The following is a 25,306-nucleotide window of genomic DNA, read 5'->3' on the forward strand; positions in this document are numbered from 1 at the left end:
GGCTCCAGGTCGCGCGCCGGCCGGGCGAGCACCCCACGCACCCGGGCCGGAACTCGACTGCGCGCGCACCCAACCCGAGGCCCGGGCATCCCACGTGCCGAGCCGGGACGCGGCTCCAGGTCGCGCGCCGGCCGGGCGAGCACCCCACGCACCCGGGCCGGAACTCGACTGCGCGCGCACCCAACCCGAGGCCCGGGCATCCCACGCACCTGGCCCGAGGCCCGGCTGCGCTCGCGCACCTGACCCGCGGCCCGGCTGCGACTCGCGCCGGGCCCCGACGCAGCTGCCGTCGCGAACCCTGACAGGCGCGGCATCCCCGTACAGCGTGGCCACGCACCCGCAGGCCCGGCAGCCCCAGGCCGCCCCGGCGTGATGGCCGCACCTCGCACTCGGGGCGCGGGCGCGGGCGCGGCCCGGCTGCGGCGGATCCGGGCCCCACCGGGCTCGATCCCGACGCGCACAGGTGACGTCGCCCCCGCTCCGAGGTGCACGCGGCGCCCGAATCACCCCACTTTCGCCCGGCACCCCGTGCCCCTTTTCGCGGCACCGAATGCCAATTTCTTCAGATTGAGAAGTTTCCCGCTCCAAGCTTTGATCGATCATCGATCAGCGACTTACAGTTGTCGCCGGGTTCACCAACCCCTCGCCCTGTCCTGCCAGACAAGGCTCCTTTCTCCACCCCCCTCCTGTCCGGAAGGCGGCGATCATGACCGACCCCGTAGGCAAGCTTCCGAGCGAGCTCGACCAGCTCCCGGACCGTGATGCTGAGGAAACCGCCGAGTGGGCGGCGTCCCTCGACGCCGTCACCGAGCACGCAGGACCGCACCGCGCCGCGTATCTGATGCGCCGTACCCTTCAGCACGCCGAGACGGCCGGAGTTCCCGTGCCCCGGCTGCTGGAGACGGACTACATCAACACCATCCCCACCTCCGCCGAGCCCGCCTTCGACGGCGACGAGGCGATGGAAGCCCGCATCACCGCGTGGAACCGCTGGAACGCGGCCGCCATGGTCACCCGTGGCTCCCGCTTCGGCGTCGGCGGCCACATCGCCACCTTCGCCTCCGCCGCCTGGCTCTACGAGACCGGCTTCAACCACTTCTTCCGCGGCAAGGAGGGTGACGGCTCCGGCGACCAGCTCTACATCCAGGGCCACGCCTCGCCCGGCATCTACGCCCGCGCCTTCCTCGACGGCCGCCTGTCCGAGCAGCAGCTCGACAACTTCCGGCAGGAGGCGGCCGGCAACGGACTGCCGTCCTACCCGCACCCGCGCCGGCTGCCCTGGCTGTGGGAGTTCCCCACCGTCTCCATGGGCCTCGGCCCGCTCTCCGCGATCTACCAGGCGCGCTTCAACCGCTACCTGGCCAACCGCAGCATCAAGGACACCGCGGGCTCGCACGTCTGGGCCTTCCTCGGCGACGGCGAGATGGACGAGCCCGAGTCGACCGCCGCACTCGCCCTCGCGGCCCGTGAGCGTCTCGACAACCTGACCTTCGTCGTCAACTGCAATCTGCAGCGCCTCGACGGTCCGGTCCGCGCCAACTTCCGTGTGGTGCAGGAGCTGGAGGCCCAGTTCCGCGGCGCGGGCTGGAATGTCATCAAGACGCTGTGGGGCTCCGCCTGGGACGAGCTGTTCCAGCTCGACACCACGGGCGCGCTGGTACGCCGGCTGCGCGAGGTGCCGGATGCCCAGTTCCAGACGTATGCGACGCGTGATGTGGCGTACATCCGCGAGCACTTCTTCGGGGCCGAGCCCGCGCTCGTCGAGCTGGCGAAGCTGATCGGCGACGCGAAGATCGCCGAGTGCTTCTACGCCTCCCGCGGCGGCCACGAGGCCCGGAAGGTGTACGCGGCGTACAAGGCGGCCGTCGAGCACAAGGGCACGCCGACCGTGATCCTCGCGCAGACGGTGAAGGGCTACACGCTCGGCAAGGGCTTCGAGTCGAAGAACGCCAACCACCAGATGAAGAAGCTGACCATCGACGAGTTCAAGGGCATGCGTGACCTGCTCGGACTCCCGATCCCGGACAGTGCCTTCGCCGACGGCCTGGTGCCCTACGGCCACCCCGGCGCCGACTCCCCCGAGGTCCGCTACCTCCAGGAGCGCCGCGCGGCCCTCGGTGGCCCGGCCCCGGCCCGCCGCGTACAGGCGGTGGCGCTGCCCGCGCCCGAGGAGCGTGCCTTCAAGGCTCTCGAAAAGGGCTCCGGCAAGCAGGAGATGGCCACCACCATGGCCTTCGTACGCCTGGTGAAGGACCTGATGCGGGACAAGGAGACCGGCAAGCGCTGGGTTCCCATCGTCCCTGACGAGGCCCGCACCTTCGGTATGGAGTCGCTCTTCCCGTCGGCAGGCATCTACTCCCCGCTGGGCCAGACGTACGAGCCGGTCGACCGTGACCAGTTGATGTACTACAAGGAGGCCAAGGACGGCCAGATCCTCAACGAGGGGATCACCGAGGCCGGCGCCATGGCCGACTTCATCGCCGCCGCCACGTCGTACGCGACGCACGGCGAGCCGATGATCCCGTTCTACATCTTCTACTCGATGTTCGGCTGGCAGCGCACGGCCGACCAGATGTGGCAGCTCGCCGACCAGCTCGGCAAGGGATTCATCGTCGGCGCGACCGCCGGCCGTACGACGCTGACCGGCGAGGGCCTGCAGCACGCGGACGGCCACTCGCAGCTGATTGCGGCCACGAACCCGGCGTCGCTCAACTACGACCCGGCCTTCGCGTACGAGATCGCCGTCATCGTCAAGGACGGTCTGCGCCGGATGTACGGCCCCGAGGCCGAGAACGTCTTCTACTACCTGACCGTCTACAACGAGCCGAAGCCGCAGCCCGCGATGCCGGAAGGTGTCGAGGAGGGGATCCTGCGCGGTCTCTACCGCTTCAAGGAGGGCGTGGCCCAGGCCGCGGACTCCCCGCGGCTGCAGCTGCTGGCCTCCGGCACGGCGATCCACTGGGCCCTCGAGGCACAGCGACTGCTCAGCTCCGACTGGGGAGTTACGGCCGATGTCTGGTCCGCGACCTCGTGGGGCGAGCTGCGCCGTGACGCGCTGGAGTGCGACGAGGCACTGCTGCGCGGCGAGCAGCGCATTCCGTACGTCACCCAGGCGCTGGAGGGTGCTCCGGGCCCGGTGCTCGCGGTCAGCGACTGGATGCGCCAGGTTCCGGACCAGATCAGCCAGTGGGTCGAGCAGGACTACTCCTCGCTCGGCACGGACGGTTTCGGTCTCTCCGACACGCGTGACGCGGCCCGCCGTCACTTCGGCGTCGACGCCCCGTCGATCACGGTCGCGGCGCTGGCCCAGCTGGCCAGGCGCGGCGAGGTCCCGGCCTCGGCCGTGAAGGAAGCGCGCGAGCGCTACGGCCTCTGACCTCGGCCGACGTACGACGAACCCCCGGTGGCCGCTCGGCCGCCGGGGGTTCCGTCGTAGGTGATGCTTGACCCTGACACCGTGTGAAGCCGTGCACTAGGGGGCGTCATGTTCACCATCGGAGACTTCGCCAGGCACGGCCGTGTGTCGGCCCGCATGCTGCGTCACTACGACGCGATCGGGCTGCTGCGTCCCGCGCGGACAGATCCGTTCAGCGGCTACCGCCACTACGCGGCGGCCCAGCTCGCGCAGCTCAACCGCATCATCGCCCTGAAGGATCTCGGCTTCACGCTGCAACAGGTGCAGGAGATCCTGGAGGACCGGGTGAGTACGGAGGAGCTGCGCGGGATGCTCACCCTGCGGCAGGCGGAACTGGAAGCGGCGATGGCCGCGTCGGCCTCGCGGCTGGCCCAGGTCGAGGCGAGGCTCCGGTCGATCGAGAGCGAGGGGCACATGCCCAGTCAGGACGTCATCGTCAAGAGCATCCCCGCGGTACGGGTGGCCGAGCTGACCGCCACCGCGGCAGGTTACGAACCCGAGCACATCAGCCCGGTCATCAGCCCTCTCTACGACGAGCTGTTCAAGCGTCTGGAGGCGGCCGGCGTGACTCCGACGGGGCCCGGCATTGCCTACTACGAGGACGCGCCCGAGGGCGACGGCGCGATCCTGGTGCACGCGGGAGTGACGGTCGCGGCCGGTCCGCAGCCCGGCCAGGACTTCGAGATCGTCGATCTGCCGGCCATCGAGCGGGCCGCGACGATCGTGCACCGCGGCCCGATGGACGCGATCGTGCCGACGGCCCAGAACCTGGCCCGCTGGATCGACGCGGGCGACCACCGCTCGGCGGGGTATGCGCGCGAGGTCAACCTCGAATGCCCGGCGGACCGCGAGAAGTGGGTGACCGAGCTGCAGGAGCCGCTGGCCTGACTTCCGTCGGCGCCCGTGGCCCGAGTGCCTCCGTCATCATGGGGGCATGCGTGCTGCCCGGCTGATCAAGATGGTGCTGCTCCTCCAGGCCAGGCCCTCCATGACCGGCGCCGAGCTGGCGCGGGAACTGGAAGTGTCGGAGCGGACCATCACCCGGGACGCCCTCGCGCTGTCGGAGGCCGGTGTCCCGGTCTACGCCGACCGGGGCCGGGCCGGCGGCTACCGGCTGGTCGGCGGCTACCGCACCCGGCTCACCGGGCTCGGGCGCAGTGAGGCCGAGGCCCTCTTCCTCTCCGGGCTTCCGGGCGCGCTGCGGGAGATGGGGCTCGAGGACGCGGCGTCCGCGGCACGCCTGAAGGTGTCCGCGGCGCTGCTGCCCTCGCTGAGGGGCGCTTCCGATTCGGCGGCGCAGCGGTTCCATCTGGACGCGCCCGGCTGGTACCAGGAGCCCGAGACGCCGGCGCTGCTGCCCGCGGTCGCCGAGGCGGTGTGGGACGACCGCCGTATCAAGGCCCGCTATCGACGCCGGGACGCCGAGGTGGAGCGGGAGTTGGAGCCGTACGGACTCGTGCTCAAGGCGGGCGTCTGGTACCTGTGCGCCCGCGCCCGCACGGCCTTCCGGGTGTACCGGATCGACCGGTTCACGGCGGTGGACGGGGACGGCGAACTCTTCGACCGCGACGAGGACTTCGACCTGCCCGCCTTCTGGGAGGAGCGCGCGGCCCAGTTCGTACGCTCCATCCTCCGTGCCGAAGTGGTGGTCCGGGTCACGGAGGTGGGCGCGCGGCGGCTGCCGTACGTCACGGACCGGGCGGCGGCCCGCGAGGCGCTGGCGGCGGCGGAAGGGCCGGACGGGCAGGGCCGGGTGACGCTCACTCTGCCGGTGGAGTCCCACGAGGTCGCGTACGGACAGTTGTTCGGGCTGGGACCGGAGGTGGAGCTGCTGGAGCCGCCGGAGCTGCGTGCTCTGTTCGCCGAGTCGGCGGAGCGGGCGGCCCGGCTCTACAGATAGCCGCGCTACCTGTAATCAGCCAAGGAGGGCTCCGCCCCCGCCGCCTCCTGGAGCATGAAGGCCCAGACGTCCGGCCGACTGCCGTCCGTGTCCATGACGCCGTACTCCTTGGCCAGCGCTCCGCTGGAGAGCGACTGTCCGTTCCAGCGGGCCCGCTCCGGGTCGGCGGCGAGTGCCGCGACTCCCCGGCCGAGATAGACCGGCGACTCGGAGAGCGCCCAGTGCGGCTGCTTCTCGATCCCGTCGCGCCAGGTCTCTTCGGTGAGGCCGAAGATGTCGAGCATCTCCTCGGAACGGATGAAGCCCGGGGTGACCGCCACCGCCGTGCAGCCCACGCTCTTCAGCTCCTCGCCCAGAATGAAGGCCATCCGGATCGGGGCGTTCTTGGCGAGGTCGTAGTAGAAGTTCTCGCGGAAGCCCTTGTTCGTCTCGGCCGTGCCGTCCGTGACCTCGATGACCAGGCCGCCGGACTGCCGCACCAGCAGGGGAAGAGCGATGCTGCTGGTGATGATGTGGCTCTTCGCGCCGAGTTCGAGCATCCGCAGCCCGCGGTCCAGGTCTACGTCCCACATCTTCGTGTTGAAGTCGAGCAGGTGATTGCCGCCCCAGATGTCGTTGACCAGGATGTCGAGCCGACTGTGGTCCCTCTCGATCCGCCCGACCAGCGCCCGCACCTGCACCGGCTCCAGATGGTCCGTCGGTACGGCGATGGCCTCGCCGCCCGCCGCCGTGACCAGTTCCGCCGTCTCCTCGATGGTCTCGGTCGCCCGGCCGACCTCGCTGACCTGCGCTCGGGTGGTCCGTCCCGTCACATACACGGTCGCGCCTGCGGCGCCCAGCTGTACGGCGATGGCGCGGCCCGCGCCCCGGGTCGCGCCCGCGACCAGTGCGATCTTCCCTGCCAGTGGCTTCCCTGCCGGTGGTGTGTCCGTCGTCATACGCCGACCGTCGCACGGATACCCGACATCCTCTGTCCGCCATTCAAAAGAGTCAGCATTTCGGCGGCTCCGCGTGCGCCGCCCCTCGCCAACCACGATGCTTGTCCCGTGATGGACGAGACGGAGTTCTGGGAGATCATCGACAGCACCCGCGAGGCCGCCGAGGGTGACCCCGAGGATCATGCCGATCTGATGGTCGAGCGGCTGCTGCAGCTCGACCCCGACTCCGTGCTGGACTTCGCCCGGCACTTCGAGGCCCGCTACAACCGCGCCTACCACTGGGATCTGTGGGGTGCGGCCGCCGTGCTGCTCGGCGGTGCCAGCGACGACGCCTTCGACTACTTCCGCTGCTGGCTGATCGGGCAGGGCCGGGAGATCTTCGAGGGCGCGCTGCACGACCCGGACTCGCTCGCCGAGCTGCTGGACGAGTTCGACGAGGACATCGACGGGGACGGCGAGGAGCTGGGGTACGCGGCGGACGAGGCGTACGAGCAGCTCACCGGCGTGGTGGCACCGGATCTGGGAATCCCGCCGCAGACCGCCGAGCCGCTGGGCACGCCGTTCGACTTCGACGACGACGCGGCTCTGGCGCAACGTTTCCCCAGGCTCTGGGAGCGCTTCGGAAACGTGTGAGAACGGTCCTCACGAGAAGGTTCCTCATGAGACCGGCTCTCAGGTGACCGGTTCTCAGACGGTGAGGCTGCGGCCCATCATCACGTCGTCGACGTACCGCCCGTCCAGATAGAACTCCCCCGGCAGTACGCCCTCGACCGCGAAGCCCTCCGACTCGTACAGCGTGCGGGCCGGCGTGTTGTGTCCGAGGACCCGCAGCGTCATCCGGACCGCGCCCTGGCGGCGCGCCTCGTCGAACGACGCCCGCAGCAGCGCTCGTGCGATCCCGCGGCCGCGCGCCCGGTCGGCCACGGCGAGGCCCTGGATCTGCCGCACATGCTGGTTGCAGGCGAGCGGGGTGGGCGGGATCAGCCGGATGAAGCCGGTGATCGTGCCGTCACCGTCCTCGGCGATGTCCTCGGCGATGTCCTCGGCGATGTCCTCGGCGACCAGGAAGTCCTCGGGCCGGTGGTTCGCGTCGAAAAAGGGGTCGTACGGCGGCTTCGGCCTCGGCTGCACGGCATGCAGCGGCGACCAGGTGTCCCGGTCGAGCGCACTGAGCGCTGCTTCGTCGGTGTGACGTGCGGGGCGTATGTGCGACCGGGGCATGGTCGTCACTGTGCCACGGGGCCGCGCGGGGGCAGGATGGGGGCCATGCGGATCGCGGTCACCGGTTCCACCGGACTCATCGGTACGGCACTCGTGCGCTCGCTGCGCACCGACGGGCACGAGGTGGTGCGCCTGGTGCGGCGGCCCGCGCGGGCCGGCGACGAGGTGGAGTGGGACCCGCACCGGCAGTACGTCGACGTGGCCGGACTGGTCGGCTGCGAGGGCGTGGTGAATCTCGCCGGCGCCGGGGTCGGTGCGCGCCGCTGGACGGATGCGTACCGCAAGGAGATCCGGGACAGCCGGGTGCTCGGCACGGCGGCGATCGCGGAGGCCGTCGCCGGCCTCGACGTACCGCCGCGGGTGCTGGTCTGCGGGAGCGCCATCGGCTACTACGGCGACACCGGGGAGCGTGCGGTGGACGAGGGCGCGCCGCCCGGGGACGGCTTCCTGGCGAAGATGTGCGTGGAGTGGGAGGAGGCGGCGGCCCCGGCCGAGGAGGCGGGCGTGCGGACCGCCTTCGCGCGTACCGGACTTGTGGTGGCCCGCAAGGGCGGTGCGTGGGGCCGGATGTTCCCGCTCTTCAAAGCGGGCCTCGGCGGGCGCCTGGGCAACGGCCGGCAGTACTGGAGCTTCATCGCCCTGCACGACGAGGTCGCGGCGCTGCGGCACATCCTCGACACGGAGTCGCTGTCGGGGCCGGTGAACCTCACGGCGCCGGACCCGGTCACCAATCGCGAGGTAACCGCGGCGATGGGCCGGGCGCTGCACCGTCCGACGGCGTTCGCGGTCCCGGCGCCCGCGCTGCGGATCGCGCTGGGCGAGCTGGCCGGGGACATTCTCAGCAGCCAGCGGGTGCTGCCGGCCCGACTGCTGGAGTCGGGCTTCTCGTTCGCCTTTCCGGGCGTCGACGACGCGGTCGGCGCGGCTCTGCGCTAGGGCGCGTCTGAGAAGTCCCGCCGCCCGGCGGACGGCCGGGTGCCGTGTGCGCCCCCGCGCTCCGGTGCTCCACGGCATGCGCGACTGGCGGTACGGCGACGGCTCCCTAGTCTCGGTCCGCACTCGGGTATTCCCGGGGCCTGTTGGGGGCATGAGCCTCCCACCAGCCGCGCCGGCCTCGGGGAGGGGCACGTGCTCAGCAGCGCTCACCATGCGGATGTCGTCATCGTCGGGGCCGGGATCGCCGGTCTCTCGGCGGCTCATCAACTGACCAGCGCAGGCGTCTCGGTCAGCGTTCTGGAGGCCGCCCCTCATGTGGGCGGCCGGATGGCCACCCAGCAGATCGACGGTTTCCGGCTCGACCGCATAGGCCAGTTGCTCAACACCTCGTATCCGGAGCTGCGTCGCACGGCAGGGCTCGGTGATGTCGTCCTGCGGCCCTTCTCGCCCGGTGTACTCGTGCACAGCCAAGGACGGCTCCAGCGGACCGGCGAAGCGGTCCGGCGGACCGGTGAAGCGGGGAGCGCACGGGGCGCATTTACCGTGGCGCGCGCCCTCGCGAGCGCCCCCCGGCCGCTCGACCGGGCCCGGCTCGGCGCATCTCTCGCCCGCCTCGCTGCCACTCCGGTCGAGCGGCTCCTCACCCGCCCCGAGCGGCCCACCGCGGGCTCGCTCTGCGCCCGCGGCCTCCCGGCGCGTACGGTCCACGGCTTCCTGCGCCCGCTGCTGTCGGCGCTGCTCTGCGACCCGGCGCTGGCCACCTCGAGCCGGTGCGCCGATCTGGCGCTGCGCGGCTTCGCGCGCGGCCGACTGTGCGTCCCTGCGGGCGGTGCGGCGGCGCTGCCCGAGCAGCTGGCAGCCTCGCTGCCGTCCGGCACCGTACACACCGGGGTGCGGGTCACCGACGCCTCGATCACCCAGGTCACGACCAAGGAGTACGGCGACATCGGCTGCCGCGCCCTGGTGCTGGCGACCGGTGCCCGCGCGGCCGCGGAGCTCTTGCCGGGCCTGCGCGTACCGCCCTTCCACCCCGTGACGGTCCTTCACCACACGGCGTCCGCGCCGCCGCTGACGGACCCTGCGCTCCTGCTGGACGCGGACCGCGGCGGCCCCGTCTCGCATACGGCGGTGATGAGCGAGGTCGATCCGTCGCGCGCTCCGAACGGCCGCGTACTGATCTCGTCGACCGTGCTCGGGTCCCCTCCGCCGGATCTGGACCGCAGCGTCCGTACCCACCTCGCCACGCTGTACGGCACGCCCACGGACGACTGGGAGCTGCTCGCCGTCCACCACGACCCGGAGGCGGTGCCCGCGATGCCTCCGCCGCACGATCTGCGCCGTCCGGTGCGGCTGCTGTCCGGCCTCTATGTCTGCGGCGACCACCGCGACACGAGTACGGTCCAGGGCGCGCTCTTCTCGGGCCGCCGGGCCGCGGACGCGATCCTGCGCGACTTCGGCCTCCAGCAGCCCGGGTACGAAACGGTCGCGCTCTCGGCGGTGGCCTAGGGCGGCCTCTCTGCGGCGGCCTGGGGCGGCAAGATCAAGCCCGGGCGTCGATTGAGGTCCCTGGGTCAGGAGTCCCGGACTCAGGGGCCCGGGGTCAGGTCCGGGGTCCGGGTCAGAGGTCCACCCGGGCCCCGGGCTCAGCCCAGCGCGGCCACCCGGTCGCGATAGTTCCGTACCGCCGCCGCGTCCCGGTACGGCTCCAGCCGCCGCTCGAATTCACGTACGTACTCCACCGCCCGCGCCGACCGCATCTCCGACACCTGCAGCGCCGCCTCCGCCCCCAGCGCGCATGCCTGGTCGAGCTCGCCCAGTCCGAGCCGGGCGGAGGCCAGCACCACCCGGCAGAAGAGACGGCTGCGCGCGTACGCCGGGGCGCGCAGCTGGAGCGAGCGCTCCGCATGCTGCACCGCCGGCCGGTACTGCTGCAGATCCCGGTGGCAGTGCCCGAATTCGTCGGCGAGCTGCGCCTCGTCGAAGAAGCGCGCCCAGTGCGGCACATCGTCGCCGGGCCGCGCCGTCTCGAGCGCCCGCTCGGCCCGTACGAGCGAGGCCGTGCACGCCCGTACCTCGCCCAGCACGCCGTGCCCGCGCGCCTCGACGGAATGCAGCATCGCCTGCACCACGGGCGGGGCCGACGAGCCGACCCCTTGCTGGGCGACGCGCGTCAGCTGCACCGCCTCACGTCCATGCCCCAGATAGACCGCCTGCCGGCTCATGGTCACCAGCACATACGCGCCGTACGCCCGGTCGCCCGCCGCCTGGGCGAGCCGCAGCGCCTGGACGAAGTAACGCTGGGCGAGGCCGTGGGCCGCGATGTCGTACGAGGTCCAGCCGGCCAGCCGGGTCAGATCGGCCGCCGCGGCGAACAGCCGCCGCCCGGTCACCTCCCCGTAGGTGCCGCGCAGCATCGGCTCGGCCTCGTGCTCGAGATAGCGCACCAGCGCCTGCCTGGCGTGCCCGCCGCCATAGGCGTGGTCGAGGGTGCGGAACAGCTCACCGACCGAGCGCAGTGCCGCGATGTCGCCGCTGGTGACCCTCTGGCCGGGACCCCGGTCCGTGCCACGCTGGCGCGGGAGGGCGGCCCGGCCCTGGGCCGGGATACGGGCGGTCCCGTTCTGGACCGCGTCCGCCCGGCTCACCCGCTCGTCGGCCCGGCCGATCAGCCAGTCCCTGCTGGGCACCACGAGCCCGGCCGGAGTGAAGGCGATCTTGCGCAGCTCCGCATGGCTGCCGGAGTCCTTGCGCCACAGCCCGCTCACGATGTCCACGGCCTCCTCGGGCGTGGCCGCGAACTCCAGACCGGCGTAGACGGGCGCACAGGCGTCCAGACCGAGGTCCTGCGCCGAGAGCCGGCGGCCGAGCCGCCGTGTGAACACCTCGGCGATCAGGGCGGGGGTCGTGCCGCGCGGCTGCTGGCCGCGCAGCCAGCGGGTTACGGAGGTCTTGTCGTAGCGCAGATCCAGGCCGTGCTCGAGGCCGAGCTGGTCCACCCGGCGGGCAAGGCCTGCGTTGGAGAATCCGGCTTCTGCGATGAGCGCGGCGAGCTGTCGGTTGGGGATGCGCTGCGAGGGTCGTTCCGTCATCAGCTGTGCGGTCTCCTGCCTTCCGGGCCGGGAGCAGCCCTCATGGAACGGCGCGAATTTAGCTGCCCCTACCGCTCGAACCGCGGGCTTCGCCCCACATTCATCCGATCGTGTGAGGATTGGGGACGCCGCTGACGGGCGCCGCGTGACCCGGAACCGCCCCGGCACCTGCCCGGCCGCCTTTTCCGGAGCCGCCGTACAGTGGCAAGGGCGCGATGAGTGCAGGGTGAAGGTTCTAGGGAGGCACAGCCGTGAGTGAGCTGCGGTTCGTCCAACTGGGGTTCGGCGAGCAAGCCGTCGAGTACCAGGAGGCGTGGCAGAAGCAGCGCGAGGTCCACGCCGCCCGCTTCGCCGACGAGATCGAGGACACCTGCCTGCTCCTTGAGCACCCGCCCGTCTATACGGCGGGCCGGCGCACGGCAGACAGCGAACGCCCCCTGGACGGCACTCCCGTCGTCGACGTCGACCGCGGCGGCAAGATCACCTGGCACGGCCCCGGCCAGCTGGTCGGCTACCCGATCCTGAAGCTGCCGCGCCCGGTGGACGTCATCGCGCATGTGCGCCGGCTCGAGGACGCGCTGATCCTCACCTGCGCGGAGTTCGGCCTGGAGACCAGCCGGGTCGAGGGCCGCAGCGGTGTGTGGGTGCTCGGCGACCCGGTCGAACAGCGTCCGGCGATCGGCGGTCTTTCGCTCGACTTCGACCCGCGGCTGCAGGACGAGGAGTTCGACCCACGGCTGAACGGCCCGGAGTACGCCCCCTCCAACGCCGGCCAGCGCCGCGAGGACCGCAAGCTCGCCGCGATCGGCATCCGTATCGCCAAGGGCATCTCGATGCACGGCTTCGCGATCAACGTGAACCCGGACAACACCTGGTTCGACCGGATCGTGCCGTGCGGCATCCGGGACGCGGGGGTGACCTCGCTCTCGTACGAACTGGGCCGCGAGATCACCATCGCCGAGGTGCTCCCGGTCATCGAGAAGCATCTGCGGGACGTCCTGGAGAACGCCGAACTGCGGCCGCGGGCCGTCGAGGCCGCCGTCTAGGGAATGCGGCCCTCTGGCCAAGGGTTGGCCAGACGTAAGGCCACACAAATAACGGGCGTACCCTGGTGTCCGCCGAAGAATCGAAGTCGTAGGGAGCCGGACGTGTCCGCAGTCGCACCCGACGGACGCAAGATGCTGCGCCTTGAGGTCCGGAACAGCCAGACCCCCATCGAGCGCAAGCCCGAGTGGATCAAGACCCGGGCGAAGATGGGCCCCGAGTACACCCAGATGCAGAAGCTCGTGAAGAGCGAGGGTCTGCACACGGTGTGCCAGGAGGCCGGCTGTCCGAATATCTACGAGTGCTGGGAGGACCGCGAGGCGACCTTCCTCATCGGCGGCGACCAGTGCACCCGGCGCTGCGACTTCTGCCAGATCGACACCGGTAAGCCTGCCGCGCTCGATCTGGACGAGCCGCGGCGCGTGGGCGAGTCGGTCGTCACGATGGACCTGAATTACGCCACCATCACCGGCGTCGCGCGCGACGACCTGGAGGACGGCGGCGCCTGGCTGTACGCGGAGACGGTGCGCCAGATCCACACGATGACGTCGGAGCGCGAGGCGGGCCGTACCAAGGTCGAGCTCCTCATCCCCGACTTCAACGCGGTGCCCGAGCAGCTGGCCGAGGTCTTCTCCTCGCGTCCCGAGGTGCTCGCGCACAACGTCGAGACCGTGCCGCGGATCTTCAAGCGGATCCGCCCCGGTTTCCGTTACGAGCGCTCGCTCGAGGTCATCACGCGCGCCCGCGAGGCGGGCCTGGTCACCAAGTCGAACCTCATCCTGGGCATGGGCGAGGAGCGCGCAGAGGTCAGCGAGGCGCTGCAGCACCTGTACGACGCGGGCTGCGAGCTGATCACGATCACGCAGTATCTGCGTCCTTCGGTACGCCACCACCCGGTCGAGCGCTGGGTGAAGCCGCACGAGTTCGTGGAGCTGAAGGAGGAGGCCGAGGAGATCGGCTTCTCCGGTGTGATGTCGGGACCGCTGGTCCGATCCTCGTACCGCGCGGGCCGGCTGTACCAGCAGGCGATGGAGCGACGGGGCGCCGCGGCCACCCCGCAGACTGTGTGAATTCAGGCACAAGTAATTACCGCTGAGTAATGGCCGGTTTGACGCGGCTCGCACCCTCCCCGCAGGTCGGGGCGGCGTACGGGCCGCGTCAGCGTTTGCGGGCGGCGCATAAAGGTTTCATCGGTGTTTGACCGCTCGGTCATGCACTGGTAACACCAATCAGTGACATTGGGTCTACGCACAGCACTCAAAGCTCACTGCACCGCACCGCTCGCTGCACGCACTGCACCGCCCCGCACTGCACCGCTCCCACTCGTCGTCGACGCTCCCTTAGGGGGACCTCAACCATGCAGGCCGCGCCGGTACGTCCCGTACTCGCTACCGCCATTCCGTCCGTCACCGATGCTCTGCGCGCCATGGAGTCGCTGCTCCTGGGCGGCGGACAGCGCACCGCCCGCCGGAACGCATGGACGGCGGTCCTCGAAGACCGGCGCCGAGCCAAGGACAGGGTCGAGGCGCTGCACGTACTGGAGGCCGTGGCCGACCGCCCTTCCTAGGCCACGTAAACTTCCAGACATGGCGAGGAAGGCAAACTCAGACAGCGCTGACGCTGCTGCGAACACTGGGCGACTGAAGCAGATCGCTCTGACGTACAAGATGACCCGGAAGGCCGACTCCAAGGTCGGTCTTGTCCTCGCGGCTGTGGGAATTGTCACCTTCGGTGTCTTCCTCGCGATCGGCTTCTTGATCGATCACCCCATCTATCTGGGCATCCTTGGCTTCCTGCTGGCCTTCCTCGCGATGGCGATCGTCTTCGGACGCCGCGCCGAGCGAGCGGCCTTCGGGCAGATGGAGGGCCAGCCGGGCGCGGCGGCCGCGGTCCTGCAGAACGTGGGACGCGGCTGGAGCACGACCCCGGCGGTGGCGATGAACCGCAGCCAGGACGTGGTGCACCGGGCGGTCGGCAAGGCCGGCATCGTGCTGGTGGCGGAAGGCAACCCGAACCGGTTGAAGACGCTGCTGGCGGCCGAGAAGAAGAAGATGGCGCGCATCGTCGTGGACGTACCGGTGCACGACATCATCGTCGGCGACGGCGAGGGCCAGGTGCCGCTGAAGAAGGTGCGCACCACGATGCTGAAGCTGCCGCGGGTGCTCAGCGGACCGCAGGTCACGGCGGCCAACGACCGGCTGCGGGCGATGGGCGACCTGATGAGCAATATGCCGCTTCCGAAGGGTCCGATGCCGAAGGGCACGCGGATGCCGCGCGGCGGAAAGCAGCGCTGACCTACGACAGACAGAGAGAGGCGGCCCGGTGACGCTATGCGTCCCGGGCCGCCTCTCTGCCATGCCTGGCTGTTCTGCCTGTTTTCTTACTCGCTTCTGCCTCTAGATCCGCACCTGTACGGCGCGGGCGAGGCGGTCGTGCAGCCCCCGCCCGTCGCGGTCCCAGATGAGCGCCGGGATCGCGATGCAGAGCAGCAGGCTCCGTACGAGAACCCGCACGATCCCCAGCCGCCCGCCGCCTTCGGCGACAACGCGCAGACCGAGGATCCGCTTGCCGGGGGTGAAGCCGACGGTGCCGACGGTCAGCACGCTGAGTACGAGGAAGATGCCGAGCCCCCAGTTTCCGACGGCCTGTCGGTCACCGTTGGCGAACAGCCCGTATGCGATCAGGAGGCAGAGCCCCCAGTCGATGAAGACGGCGCCGAACCGCCTCCCGAGGGGGGCGATGGAGCCGGGGCCCGCCTCCGGCAGGCCGAGCCGCTCGCCCCGGTGACCGAAGTCGGCGCCCATGTCCTCAGCCGCCGCGCGGGGCCCGGAGAGCCACGATCCGATTGCTTGCCTGTTGTCCACCCGTACACGGTACTGCGCCCGGTTTCACCCACCTGCGGTCGGGGCCTTGACGCGACGGCCGACCCCGGTCCGGTTAACTTCGGCGAAACAAATGGGTCATGCTTGAGAAATCCCGTCTACCTATGGTCGGGTCCAGCGTGTGCCACCGCACTGGCCGCACGACCGAGCTACAACCCCGCCCCTCCCGGGTCGGGAGTAGGAGGAGTTGGATGTTCCAGAACGCCGACGACGCGAAGAAGTTCATCGCCGACGAAGACGTAAAGTTCGTCGATGTCCGGTTCTGCGACCTGCCTGGTGTGATGCAGCACTTCACCATCCCGGCAAAGGCGTTCGACCCGGCCGAGGAGCTGGCCTTCGACGGCTCGTCGATCCGCGGCTTCCAGGCCATCCACGAATCCGACATGGCGCTCCGCGCGGACCTGTCGACCGCCCGTGTCGACCCCTTCCGGCGCGACAAGACGGTCAACATCAACTTCTTCATCCACGACCCGATCACGGGCGAGCAGTACAGCCGCGACCCGCGCAACATCGCCAAGAAGGCCGAGGCGTACCTCGCCTCCACCGGCATCGCGGACACCGCGTACTTCGGCCCCGAGGCCGAGTTCTACGTCTTCGACAACGTCCGCTTCGAGACCAAGGCGAACGAGGCCTTCTACCACATCGACTCCGAGGCAGGCGCCTGGAACACCGGTGCGGTCGAGGACAACCGCGGCTACAAGGTCCGCTACAAGGGCGGCTACTTCCCGGCGCCGCCGGTCGACCACTTCGCCGACCTGCGCGCCGAGATCTCCCTGGAGCTGGAGGCGTCCGGCCTCCAGGTCGAGCGCCAGCACCACGAGGTGGGCACCGCCGGCCAGGCCGAGATCAACTACAAGTTCAACACGCTGCTCGCCGCGGCCGACGACCTGATGCTCTTCAAGTACATCGTGAAGAACGTCGCGTGGCGCAATGGCAAGACCGCGACCTTCATGCCGAAGCCGATCTTCGGCGACAACGGCTCGGGCATGCACGTCCACCAGTCCCTGTGGCAGGGCGGCGTCCCGCTGTTCTACGACGAGCAGGGTTACGCGGGCCTGTCGGACACCGCCCGCTACTACATCGGCGGCATCCTGAAGCACGCGCCGTCGCTGCTGGCGTTCACGAACCCGACGGTGAACTCGTACCACCGCCTGGTCCCCGGCTTCGAGGCCCCGGTCAACCTGGTCTACTCGCAGCGCAACCGCTCGGCGGCGATGCGTATCCCGATCACGGGCTCGAACCCGAAGGCCAAGCGCGTCGAGTTCCGCGCCCCGGACCCGTCGTCGAACCCGTACCTGGCGTTCTCGGCCCTGCTGCTCGCGGGCCTCGACGGCGTGAAGAACAAGATCGAGCCGGCGGAGCCGATCGACAAGGACCTCTACGAGCTGGCCCCGGACGAGCACGCGGGCGTCCCGCAGGTCCCGACCTCGCTCCCGGCGGTGCTCGAGGCGCTGGAGGCGGACCACGAGTACCTGCAGGCCGGTGGGGTCTTCACGTCGGACCTGATCGAGACGTGGATCGACTACAAGCGCACGAACGAGATCGCGCCGATTCAGCTGCGGCCGCACCCGCACGAGTTCGAGCTGTACTACGACATCTAAGAAGCGGAGTCGGGCGACCTGGGTGGAGGCCCTGCAAAAAGGCTGTGACCTGCGAAAACTCTTCTCAGCAGTTCTCACTGTCACCCCTTGCTTTCCACCCCCTTGTGCACCGAGTGTGCACCGCCTGGCCAATTCTCTGACTTGATGTCAGAAACGACAGCGAGGGCCGTTACCCCATAGTCGGGGTAACGGCCCTCGCTGCTTGTCCAGACTCTGTATGCGGCGGCGGCCTTCTTCGTCTCCTAGTAGTGAGCCAGGTCGGCGACCTGCGGGGATCTTCCCCGTGGGGCGCTGACCTGGCCTTTTGGTGATTGGTGGCGATGGGGTGCGACGGTCTTGAGCGGGTGTCTCGCGGACTGGGTGCGGACTGGGCCGACAGTCCGTGTGGCCCCACGCGATCCCCACGAGCATGATCCCGGATGACCGGGGTGCTGGAGTGCATGTCGTTCAGCGACCGCGCGGAATGGTGCAACGGGTGCTTTCGCTGTGGCGTCGGGTGGTGCTTGTACGTGAGTGACATTCGGTGCTCGCCCTCGGCGTTCCTGTCTGCCGAGGGCGACATGATCCGGCAGCGCAGGGTCGCGCACCCGCTGCAAGGCGACCTCTGGAGGGGCGCTCCTTCATAGAGTCAGCTGCTTGACGGACGCTGCCGTAGTTCGGCGTCTCGTTGGCGACGTGCGTACGCGAGGCTGTAGCGGGCCGCCATGGTGTCTGGGTGATCACGGCCGAAGACATCTACTGACTGGGCAAGCGTTGTCTCAAGGAGGGTTACAGCGCGATGCGCCCGCCCTGCAGCCTGATAGCCGCTGGCGAGGTTGTGTCGGGTGTTAATCGTCAGGGGGTGGGTTTCCCCGAGGATTCTCTCGTACTGTGCATGAACCGTTTCCAGCATGGGCAAGCCGTGCTTCAAGTCGCCAGACATTAGGTATGCAGTGGCCAGGTTGTTTCTGCTTTGCAGGGTGTCAGGGTGAGTGTTTCCTAGGAATTGCTCACGTTGAGCGAGCGTGGGCTCAAGAATAGCGGTTGCGTGCTTCAGTTCTTTCGCTTCAGAGTAGGCAATTCCCAGATTATTGCGGACGGTCATGGTCTGGGGGTGATTTTTGCCGAGTACTCGCTCGTGCTGGGCGAGAACACTCTCCAGCAACGGAGTAGCTTGCTGTAGATCCCCTGCTGCTTGGTATGCCGTGGCGAGATTGTTGAGGCTGTTCAGCGTGCTTGGATGATCACTTCCAAGCGTTCTCGTGCGTTGGGAAAGGGTGGCCTTGTATAGTGGTATGGCGCGCTTCAGGTTGCCGGTAACTCGATAGGCGTAGGCAAGATTGTTTTGCATAGTTAGGGTCTCGGGGTCGTCCTCGCCGAACACTCGAATGCTCTGCTTGAGCACTTTCTTGTATAGGGAGATGGCTCGGGTTGCATACCCTGCCGACTCGTAGGCGCCAGCCAAGTTCCCGCGAGTTATCAGAGTTTTTCGATGCTGCAGTCCGAAAACCTCCTCGCACTGCCTGAGCGACTCTTCGTACATGGATACGGCGCGAGCCATGTCGCCTGCCGACTCGTATGAGGCGGCGAGGTTTGATTGGGCCAGTATGGTGTCGGTATCGGAATCTCCCGCAGACGATTTGAAGTAATTGAAGATAGCTTCCCGTAGCGGGATGGCGCTCGCCTTATGTCCTTGCGAATAGAGCTGTTCAGCGGCGAACGTGTAGGCCGTAACGATCGACTCGTTCTGTTGGCTGCGTGGCGCACTGGCAGCGAGGGCTATCAGATGAGGGGTTAGTAGATCCCATTCCGGTGGAAGTTCCACGTCGGACTGCGAGGGGACTGGAAGGGTGCGGAGAATTACCTCTTCGGCTTCTCGTCGGCCTGCTGTGGCCAAGCCTGAAGCTGTGTTGCTTCGGAGTGCGACTTGCACGAGGCGATGGATGCTGACGCTAGTCCGATCTGGCGAGAAGCTGATCATGCTGTAAGCCCGCAGGGCGCCAAGAGCTTCGGCGATCTCGTCGGAGTCGTCTTCGATGATCTCGATGAGGCGAACGGGGATGTTGTCGGGCGCGAGCCACGCCAGGATGTACAGAAGTCTGACGGCAAGTGGATTACTTGAGTTGAGGGCCTCCAGGGTGTGGCTCCAGACGCGTGCGATGGTGCGCTCGGCGTCGATGCCGTCGGCAGCTTTGTCTAGCTTCGTGGCCAGGCGTTTACGGTAGGCGTCAATGCTGACGGTGGGGTTCTGGTTTAGGTAGGCACCGGCCTGTTCCAAGGCCAAAGGCAGGTAACCGAGTTCGGAGGCGAGAGCTAGGCTCTCTTGGCGCTGGTGGACTGTTGGTGCGGCGCCATCCAGCGCATATACGCATAGCAATTCCCCGGCCTCATTGGCAGACAGAGTGCCCAAGGCGCGGGTGGGCGTAGTGCGGGGCCATCCGGTGATGCGGCGGCTGGTTGCTAGATGTTGCCCACGGTTGAGGGCCCCCGTGTAGAGCGCGAGGTCGCGGGGGTTTTCGACGTTGTCGAAGATCAAGAGCCAGCCAGCGTGCCACTGTAGCCAGTTCATTGTCCATTGGAACCGCTCGTGCTCGGACGCCCTGCCCGCCCACGATGGGAATAGACGCAGAGCGAGGCCAGCGAGGGACTGTTCGATGCGAGCGGAGGAGTCTGCGGTAACCCACCACGTGAGCGCGTAGTCAGATCGATGACGGTGAGCGTAGGCCAGTGCCAGAGTGCTCTTACCAACTCCGCCCAGGCCATGTACCGCCGAAACCTGTGTGATTGCGGTTCCGTTGCTGACCGTAAGCGTGTTTCGTAGCCAGGTGAGCTCGTCCTCGCGCCCCAAGCAGAGGCCCCGTGGGGGCAAGTTGCTGGTCCCGGGAGGCGCTTCGATGTCCCGAGCTGCGTTGAGCGCCTCGGCCGGCAGAACAACATCACCGGTGACCGCAGTACCGATGATGCCAGCGGCAATCGACCGAGGACCCACAGCTTGGATATGGGTTCCCTCGGGGGGCCTTTCGGTCGTCACTCCCCGATCCGAGTGTGGTCACCGGTGACGGCAGTGCCGATGCTGTGCGCGGCGATAGCCCGGTTCCCTGACGCGGTGATCGTCACCGTCCCAGATGACTCGGGCATAAGTGCGGCCAACTCGCAACGCAAGTCCTCGTCGTCACGCAAGGCTCGCTTGAGTTGGTACAACAGCGCGGTCGTGGCGTCCGCGTCCTCGGCGTCTTCGGCCGCATCCTGCACCGCGCGGTCCAGCGCTGCCTGCCCGTCCTCGTTGCGACGGGACCAGACCAACTGGAGGAGCCGGCGACCCAGATTGGCAGTGGCGTCGACAGCCGCATCCTCCGCGCGAGTTAGCACCGCACCGCCATAGGCTCCGAGTGCAGCTGTCAGGTACGGGGTGGCCTGGTCCACCAACTGCACGATCTCCGTGCTCATTTTATGATTCCCCCCTGCTTGCGTCTCAGCGATCACCAGCATGACGCAGCGTAGAGCCGACACCAGGAGCGATGGAGGCGATCCGGTAAAACCGCAGTCGTCGGTTCCGAGGGGGCAGACATCGAGCCCCGTCTCCTGAGCAGGCTGACATCTACACGGGTGCGCCTAGTTTTGCGCCCACTCATCGAGAAGCATTGCCACACGCGTCGTGTGCTCGCCGAGTTCCTGGCTCAGCGTGGTGAAGTCGTGTGCCGGGTAGTACTCCTCGATCAGCCCGTAGTACGGCAAGCTCAAAGACAGCCGGGGTACGACCCGCTCCTCGGGAGTGTAGTGAACGAGCGTGTTACGGAAGCCCCGCCCATCCGCGTGCATGATGGTGACGCTCGACTGATGACTCAGGATGGCGTCCAGGAGGCCGAGGGACGCACTGCTCAGCTTGCTGCCGTACTCGGCCTTAAGCTCAGTGAGACTTGAGAGCACGTGGTAGAGCGTGATGAACCTGAGTTTGAGCATGGTCTCGGCCGAAGCAGCGGTCTGGTCAGCCGACAACATCACGTCGAGGAAGTTGAGCGAGCATTGAAAGGCCGACAGCGAAGCCGTTAGCTCATCCGATAGGGCCGGATCGAAGAGGCGCTTGAAGTATCGCCCAGACCGCCGGTCCCTGCTCTTGAGCTCTCCGAAGCTCATGGCGGTCATGAACGACGACCCGTGCCACGGTAGTGACTCGGTTACCAGGTCCACAAAGCGAGCTTGGGCCTCAGCCACGGCCATGAGAGTTCGGCCGACGACAGGGATGTCGGACGTAGCAATAGTGGGGATGCCCATGAAGAAGCTGGCCACCTGGGTTGTCGTCACCAGCCGACCTCGGTAGCGCCACTCGCCAAGGTCGGTCTCCAACACCCGGGCCGGTGGAAACCAGGTGTTGTTGAGGAACCTCTCTCGACCGGCGGCGATGATCGCTGTGAAGTCACCGAGGACGCCCGCGTGGCCAACCTTGGATCCGTCGAACAGCTTGACGCTGTGCCGCGCCTTCTCAATCACGGCCTCGTGGCTGTACGCCAAGAGCGCCGCACGCTGCGGGTCGATGACCTTTAGGGTCCTATGCGACTCGTGGATGAAGAGCGAGAGGTAATTGTTCATGCAGAAGACCGGAATGACCGAGTTTCCCTGGTCCGCAAGCACGCTCCCGAGGAAGCCACGAGAGAACATGAGGTCACTTTCGAGGAGCTGAGTGGCTATGTCGTGCTTGAGGCTGGCGCTCGCGCTCATCCGATGTCCCCTTGGTGCTACTCGTTGATCAGGTTAGGCTGCCCGCTAATTCACGTGCGGGTGAACCCTCATCGGCCATGAGAAGCAGGCGTCCACACTGTGGATCCGCTGTTGAGGTCGACTGTTGTGAGCCACTGCACGGCTGGGATAGCGCGCGGTGACATACCACTGTGAGGCGTCGCCGTCTCTCACGACCGTTCCAGCCAGAGTCCGACGCTTGTCCCCCAAGCTCCACTCGGCTTGGGGATAGTTCTGCCTCAGCCACGGCAGCCAAGGCACCTCTTCAGCGTCGGGAATCTCGACGGTGATCCGCTCTCTCACATCCCGGCGTATCGCTTCCGGGAGGCTATCCACGGAGTCGCTTTACAACCAGGTGCACGAACCTGGTTGTGAACGGGCCGTCCAGCGCCTCGGGCCACCTCGCCTCGATCACTCAGGCCGCTTCAATCTCCTGCCATGCCTTGGTGAAGTGGTGGAGCAGCATGAAGAAAGGCTACTGCTTCGGAGCCTTGGGGGTCTCGGTGCGCTTCACTCGTGGGGCGTCGGCTACGGTTTCGGTTCATGAGGGGCATCGGTGTTCCTAACACCAGCCGTCTAGGGAGACTTCCGGACCACCCGCGAGGTAGCGGTGGAGGGCGCCAGCGGTGGTGTCCACGAACTCCGCGGGAATAGCGTCGGCATCGACCCAGCAGACCTGCGCGTGCTTGCGAGGTTCGCGGTTTTCGGGTTCGCCTGTCCATTCGTGGGCGGTGAAGACGACGGTGAGGAAGCCGTTGGGAGCTTCCACGCCCCAGGCGCCGTGGATGATGTGGGCAACCTTCAGCGCCTCTGGCTTCACGGTCAGGCCGGTCTCCTCGTGCAGCTCGCGGACCGCGGTCTCGGTGACGGGCTCGCCGGGCTCGCTCTTGCCGACGGAGAGGTCCCACATGCCCTGGGCGAACTTGGCGTCCTGGCTGCGCTGGAGGAGGACGATCCGGTTGGTGGCCTTGTCGTGGACGACGACGGCGGCGACCAGAAGGGTCATGGATTCGAGGGCGGGCGGCAGGGCTTTGGGCTGGTCGTCGGACTGAGGCTGAGCCACGGTTACGTTCCTTCCTCGACCCATTAGTGGACAGCTTCGGCCTAATGATCAGCGGTACGTTCGATTTCGATGGCCAGAGCGCCAAGGGCTTCCTTCTCGGGCGGGTAGATGGCTCGGATGTTGTTGAGCTGCTGTTCGCGAGTGGCGGTCGGATTGACGTTGGCCGGTCCCTCGCCGTCGAGTAGGGCCTCGAAATCGGCGTACTCCGTGACCCGTTTGACCTTCACGTCGCAGGTCTCATCGGTGCCCTTGATACGGAAACGGATGGTGTCGCCGGCGGCAATGTTGGCGAGGTGCGGGTACTTCACCCGCACCTCGATGGTCTTGGTGCCCGCGGCAACGAGGCCGAAGTACTGGCGGTAAAGGTTGAGCTCGCGGACGCGGGCGGTGGTGTCGGTCATAGGGCGGGAACGCTCCTGGTGACTGGTGCGGTCATCATGCGGCCGATCTCGGCGGCCGAGTACGCGCGGAAGAAGTGCCGGGGGTCGGACAGCAAGGTATCGGTCATGGCCAGCAGTTGCTCTACATACTCCGCGATGGTGCCGGGCCACCGACGGGTGTCGAGCATCCAGGCAGCTGCGCCTTCTGGTAACGGCGCACGGCCCTCGCGGATCAGCGATTTGGACAGCTTGGCGCCGGTGTCGGTGACGACCTGTGGGCAGAACAGGCGGGCGGGGAGTTGGGTGCGGGTGAGGCCGACGGCCTGGAGGGCTTCGTCGAGCAGGTGGGACCCGAAGACCCAGTCGCCGCCCTTGATCATGACGTGGAGTGTGCCGTGGGGGTTGGACAGAGCGAGTTCCTTGACCGTGTTGCGGTACAGGGTGGCCAGGTCGAGGTAGGCACCTCTGGTTGGGGTGATGGTCGCCTGGTAGGGGCCGTGGTGGAGGCATACGGCGGCGACGTGCGCGGTCTCGCGGTCGGTGAGGTGGACGTGGGTACGTTCAGCGTGTTTCTCGGCCCAGCCGCAGCCGGGATTCGGGCAGGGGACGCGCAGGTGTGGGGTGCCGGTGGAGGGGGCGAGCCACCAGCGGGCGGCGTCAAGGCGGGGTAGGAGCCGCAGCCAGGTGCGGCGGAAGCGTTCGCCGGCCTGCTGCTGGCTGTAGGTCTCGACCCGGTGCGGGATGCCCAGGCGCCGGGACAGCGCGGTGAACAGGGGTTGGTAGAGGGCGGTGACGAGATCGGTCAGCGCTTCGCGGCCGAGGGCTTGAGCGTAGGCGCGCTGGTAACGGTGACCGCTGACCGGGTCGGTGGTCAGCTCGTAGGGGGCGTTGTCGAGGGCGCTAAAGAGGACCTCGGTGGGGATGCCGAAGCGGTCGCGCAGGCGGGCGGCCATGGCGAAGGCCAGGGACTGTACGAGGGAGGTGCCGATGTGCGGGGCGCCGTTGATCTGTGTTCCGACGACCAGGACGATTCGCTCCGGCGGGGTGGCCAGGATGCGCGGGGTCAGTACGTCCTCGGTGTGGTGGAGGGCGTTGGCGAGGACGGTGTTCGGCGAGACGGGGTAGGTCGTCACGGGATGTCCCCCTGGGGGTGGGTTGGGATTCATTCGGGTTGGGTGTGGCCGAAGAGCAGGCGCCGGCGCAGAGTGGCGCGGTCCAGGTAGGCGTCGATCGCTGCTGGTGTGGCGCTGCGGGAGAGCGGGTCCAGGCCCAGGACGAGGGCCACTGGTGTTCCCTGACCGAGCAGCAGAGTCCAGGGACGGCCTGAGGGGATGCGTTTGCGGTAAGGGGTGCCGTCAAAACGCAAGGCCACCTCGGTCGGAGTGATTTGACGCAGGCGTGGCCCGATGTCCGGCGGAGGCGCGGTGGCGGGACCGAGGCGCAGAGCGTCGGCGACGGCGCGCATGCGCTGCTCGATGACGCCCGTCGTCTCGTACGTACCGCGGGGTGGCTGAGGCACGAGTAGGAGGCAGCACAGCGTGGCGCCCCTTGGAGTGGTGTCCACCCATGTGGTGGTGGCGAGAGAGGTGATCAACCCAGCCGTTGGGGTCAAGGACTTGGCACTCGCGGGCATCAGCATGTGGGCACCGCGCTTTGGTGGAAGGCGGCCCAGACGCACTTGCCGGGACCCTGACGTTCCTCCACGCCCCAGTGGTCGGCGACTGCGGACACGAGCAGAAGGCCGCGGCCGTCGTCGGCGGTGTCCCGCGTCTCCCGTTTTTCGGGTCTGCCGTTGCCGCCGTCGTGCACTTCGATGCGCAGCACGGTGGCGTGCATTTCGACGCGTACGAGAACCTGACCGCCCGCAGGGGCTCCGTGTAGGACGGCGTTGGTGGCCAGCTCGGACGCGCACAGCCGGATGTCGTCGAGGCGTTCGGTCCGGCCCCATTGGGTAAGGGTCTCGGCGACGAAGGAGCGGGCGGCGCTTGGGGTGGTTCGGCGTCGGTCGAAGAGCATCGCTTCGTGCTCGACGGCGCGGTCGAGGGCTTGGACCGGTGCGAGGGTGTCCGGCTCGTCGGGCAGTGTGCTGGGCATGGCCAACAGCCAACCGCTGTAGCTCGTTTG

At 68.2% G+C, this 25,306-nt stretch carries 23 protein-coding genes; 11 read left to right on the forward strand and 12 right to left on the reverse strand.

Annotated features, from left to right (window positions below; translation table 11 throughout):
- Positions 1-706: 706 nt before the first annotated feature.
- The 3 genes from aceE (at position 707) to AB0D12_RS01025 (ending at position 5,315) form a co-directional block, all read left to right on the forward strand.
- Positions 707-3,376, forward strand: a complete 2,670-nt coding sequence (aceE, locus tag AB0D12_RS01015; protein ID WP_362675605.1) for a pyruvate dehydrogenase (acetyl-transferring), homodimeric type — start codon at positions 707-709, stop codon at positions 3,374-3,376.
- 108 nt (positions 3,377-3,484) lie between these two features.
- Entirely contained in the window at positions 3,485-4,303 is an 819-nt protein-coding gene (locus AB0D12_RS01020) for a MerR family transcriptional regulator (protein ID WP_362675608.1), read from the forward strand.
- A 46-nt stretch (positions 4,304-4,349) separates the two neighbouring features.
- Complete coding sequence (locus AB0D12_RS01025) at positions 4,350-5,315, forward strand: WYL domain-containing protein (protein WP_362675611.1); 966 nt, start codon at positions 4,350-4,352, stop codon at positions 5,313-5,315.
- A 5-nt stretch (positions 5,316-5,320) separates the two neighbouring features.
- On the opposite strand, the gene AB0D12_RS01030 is transcribed toward AB0D12_RS01025, so the two are convergent.
- Complete coding sequence (locus tag AB0D12_RS01030) at positions 5,321-6,253, reverse strand: SDR family oxidoreductase (protein ID WP_362675614.1); 933 nt, start codon at positions 6,251-6,253, stop codon at positions 5,321-5,323.
- 111 nt (positions 6,254-6,364) lie between these two features.
- Here AB0D12_RS01030 and AB0D12_RS01035 point away from each other — a divergent pair, with 111 nt between their 5' ends.
- Positions 6,365-6,886, forward strand: coding sequence for a DUF4240 domain-containing protein (locus AB0D12_RS01035; RefSeq protein WP_362676359.1), 522 nt, complete (start codon positions 6,365-6,367; stop codon positions 6,884-6,886).
- Between the two features lie 54 nt (positions 6,887-6,940).
- Here AB0D12_RS01035 and AB0D12_RS01040 read toward each other — a convergent pair whose 3' ends face one another.
- The gene (locus AB0D12_RS01040) at positions 6,941-7,474 is read right to left on the reverse strand and encodes a GNAT family N-acetyltransferase (protein WP_362675617.1); all 534 of its coding nucleotides are present in this window, start codon (positions 7,472-7,474) and stop codon (positions 6,941-6,943) included.
- Between the two features lie 36 nt (positions 7,475-7,510).
- Between AB0D12_RS01040 and AB0D12_RS01045 the strand changes: the two genes are divergently transcribed.
- Entirely contained in the window at positions 7,511-8,410 is a 900-nt protein-coding gene (locus AB0D12_RS01045; protein ID WP_362675620.1) for a TIGR01777 family oxidoreductase, read from the forward strand.
- Positions 8,411-8,602: 192 nt separating this feature from the next.
- On the forward strand, positions 8,603-9,916 hold the full coding sequence (locus AB0D12_RS01050) for an NAD(P)/FAD-dependent oxidoreductase (protein WP_362675623.1): 1,314 nt from the start codon (positions 8,603-8,605) through the stop codon (positions 9,914-9,916).
- A gap of 137 nt (positions 9,917-10,053) precedes the next feature.
- Here AB0D12_RS01050 and AB0D12_RS01055 read toward each other — a convergent pair whose 3' ends face one another.
- Complete coding sequence (locus AB0D12_RS01055; RefSeq protein WP_362675626.1) at positions 10,054-11,499, reverse strand: regulator; 1,446 nt, start codon at positions 11,497-11,499, stop codon at positions 10,054-10,056.
- 251 nt (positions 11,500-11,750) lie between these two features.
- Between AB0D12_RS01055 and lipB the strand changes: the two genes are divergently transcribed.
- From lipB to AB0D12_RS01075, 4 genes are all read left to right on the forward strand, one after another.
- Positions 11,751-12,545, forward strand: coding sequence for a lipoyl(octanoyl) transferase LipB (lipB, locus tag AB0D12_RS01060; protein ID WP_362675628.1), 795 nt, complete (start codon positions 11,751-11,753; stop codon positions 12,543-12,545).
- 102 nt (positions 12,546-12,647) lie between these two features.
- Complete coding sequence (gene lipA, locus AB0D12_RS01065) at positions 12,648-13,613, forward strand: lipoyl synthase (protein WP_362675631.1); 966 nt, start codon at positions 12,648-12,650, stop codon at positions 13,611-13,613.
- A 287-nt stretch (positions 13,614-13,900) separates the two neighbouring features.
- Entirely contained in the window at positions 13,901-14,110 is a 210-nt protein-coding gene (locus AB0D12_RS01070; protein ID WP_362675634.1) for a hypothetical protein, read from the forward strand.
- Between the two features lie 19 nt (positions 14,111-14,129).
- Complete coding sequence (locus tag AB0D12_RS01075) at positions 14,130-14,837, forward strand: DUF4191 domain-containing protein (protein ID WP_362675637.1); 708 nt, start codon at positions 14,130-14,132, stop codon at positions 14,835-14,837.
- 102 nt (positions 14,838-14,939) lie between these two features.
- On the opposite strand, the gene AB0D12_RS01080 is transcribed toward AB0D12_RS01075, so the two are convergent.
- On the reverse strand, positions 14,940-15,407 hold the full coding sequence (locus tag AB0D12_RS01080; protein WP_327323133.1) for an RDD family protein: 468 nt from the start codon (positions 15,405-15,407) through the stop codon (positions 14,940-14,942).
- A gap of 209 nt (positions 15,408-15,616) precedes the next feature.
- On the opposite strand from AB0D12_RS01080, the gene glnA reads away from it, so the two are divergent.
- The gene (gene glnA, locus AB0D12_RS01085) at positions 15,617-17,026 is read left to right on the forward strand and encodes a type I glutamate--ammonia ligase (protein WP_362675641.1); all 1,410 of its coding nucleotides are present in this window, start codon (positions 15,617-15,619) and stop codon (positions 17,024-17,026) included.
- A gap of 628 nt (positions 17,027-17,654) precedes the next feature.
- Here glnA and fxsT read toward each other — a convergent pair.
- The 8 genes from fxsT to AB0D12_RS01125 form a co-directional block, all read right to left on the reverse strand.
- Positions 17,655-20,036 (reverse strand): FxSxx-COOH system tetratricopeptide repeat protein, encoded by a 2,382-nt coding sequence (gene fxsT, locus AB0D12_RS01090; RefSeq protein ID WP_362675644.1) that lies wholly within the window; start codon positions 20,034-20,036, stop codon positions 17,655-17,657.
- The gene (locus tag AB0D12_RS01095) at positions 20,033-20,452 is read right to left on the reverse strand and encodes a hypothetical protein (RefSeq protein WP_362675647.1); all 420 of its coding nucleotides are present in this window, start codon (positions 20,450-20,452) and stop codon (positions 20,033-20,035) included. The genes fxsT and AB0D12_RS01095 overlap by 4 nt, the downstream gene beginning before the upstream one ends.
- Positions 20,453-20,617: 165 nt before the next feature.
- Positions 20,618-21,721 (reverse strand): hypothetical protein, encoded by a 1,104-nt coding sequence (locus AB0D12_RS01100; protein ID WP_362675650.1) that lies wholly within the window; start codon positions 21,719-21,721, stop codon positions 20,618-20,620.
- A gap of 580 nt (positions 21,722-22,301) precedes the next feature.
- Positions 22,302-22,802: an NUDIX domain-containing protein gene (locus AB0D12_RS01105; RefSeq protein WP_362675653.1), complete on the reverse strand. Its 501-nt coding sequence runs from the start codon at positions 22,800-22,802 to the stop codon at positions 22,302-22,304.
- Positions 22,803-22,843: 41 nt separating this feature from the next.
- Positions 22,844-23,203: an ASCH domain-containing protein gene (locus AB0D12_RS01110; protein WP_362675656.1), complete on the reverse strand. Its 360-nt coding sequence runs from the start codon at positions 23,201-23,203 to the stop codon at positions 22,844-22,846.
- A complete protein-coding gene (locus AB0D12_RS01115; RefSeq protein ID WP_362675659.1) occupies positions 23,200-24,315 on the reverse strand; it encodes a hypothetical protein in 1,116 nt (371 codons plus the stop codon). Before AB0D12_RS01115 ends, AB0D12_RS01110 begins: the two co-directional genes overlap by 4 nt.
- A 29-nt stretch (positions 24,316-24,344) precedes the next feature.
- Positions 24,345-24,701: a hypothetical protein gene (locus tag AB0D12_RS01120; protein WP_362675662.1), complete on the reverse strand. Its 357-nt coding sequence runs from the start codon at positions 24,699-24,701 to the stop codon at positions 24,345-24,347.
- A gap of 113 nt (positions 24,702-24,814) precedes the next feature.
- Positions 24,815-25,276, reverse strand: coding sequence for an ATP-binding protein (locus AB0D12_RS01125; protein WP_362675665.1), 462 nt, complete (start codon positions 25,274-25,276; stop codon positions 24,815-24,817).
- Positions 25,277-25,306 lie beyond the last annotated feature (30 nt).

This window comes from Streptomyces sp. NPDC048479, assembly GCF_040651435.1.
GTDB lineage: Bacteria > Actinomycetota > Actinomycetes > Streptomycetales > Streptomycetaceae > Streptomyces.

Excerpts from the sequence above, each read along its gene's own strand:
- aceE (WP_362675605.1), top strand. The coding sequence starts at position 707 with ATGACCGACCCCGTAGGCAAGCTTCCGAGCGAGCTCGACCAGCTCCCG.
- AB0D12_RS01020 (WP_362675608.1), top strand. The coding sequence starts at position 3,485 with ATGTTCACCATCGGAGACTTCGCCAGGCACGGCCGTGTGTCGGCCCGC.
- AB0D12_RS01025 (WP_362675611.1), top strand. The coding sequence starts at position 4,350 with ATGCGTGCTGCCCGGCTGATCAAGATGGTGCTGCTCCTCCAGGCCAGG.
- AB0D12_RS01030 (WP_362675614.1), bottom strand. The coding sequence starts at position 6,253 with ATGACGACGGACACACCACCGGCAGGGAAGCCACTGGCAGGGAAGATC.
- AB0D12_RS01035 (WP_362676359.1), top strand. The coding sequence starts at position 6,365 with ATGGACGAGACGGAGTTCTGGGAGATCATCGACAGCACCCGCGAGGCC.
- AB0D12_RS01040 (WP_362675617.1), bottom strand. The coding sequence starts at position 7,474 with ATGCCCCGGTCGCACATACGCCCCGCACGTCACACCGACGAAGCAGCG.
- AB0D12_RS01045 (WP_362675620.1), top strand. The coding sequence starts at position 7,511 with ATGGGGGCCATGCGGATCGCGGTCACCGGTTCCACCGGACTCATCGGT.
- AB0D12_RS01055 (WP_362675626.1), bottom strand. The coding sequence starts at position 11,499 with ATGACGGAACGACCCTCGCAGCGCATCCCCAACCGACAGCTCGCCGCG.
- AB0D12_RS01070 (WP_362675634.1), top strand. The coding sequence starts at position 13,901 with ATGCAGGCCGCGCCGGTACGTCCCGTACTCGCTACCGCCATTCCGTCC.
- AB0D12_RS01075 (WP_362675637.1), top strand. The coding sequence starts at position 14,130 with ATGGCGAGGAAGGCAAACTCAGACAGCGCTGACGCTGCTGCGAACACT.
- glnA (WP_362675641.1), top strand. The coding sequence starts at position 15,617 with ATGTTCCAGAACGCCGACGACGCGAAGAAGTTCATCGCCGACGAAGAC.
- AB0D12_RS01095 (WP_362675647.1), bottom strand. The coding sequence starts at position 20,452 with ATGAGCACGGAGATCGTGCAGTTGGTGGACCAGGCCACCCCGTACCTG.
- AB0D12_RS01100 (WP_362675650.1), bottom strand. The coding sequence starts at position 21,721 with ATGAGCGCGAGCGCCAGCCTCAAGCACGACATAGCCACTCAGCTCCTC.
- AB0D12_RS01110 (WP_362675656.1), bottom strand. The coding sequence starts at position 23,203 with ATGACCGACACCACCGCCCGCGTCCGCGAGCTCAACCTTTACCGCCAG.
- AB0D12_RS01125 (WP_362675665.1), bottom strand. The coding sequence starts at position 25,276 with ATGCCCAGCACACTGCCCGACGAGCCGGACACCCTCGCACCGGTCCAA.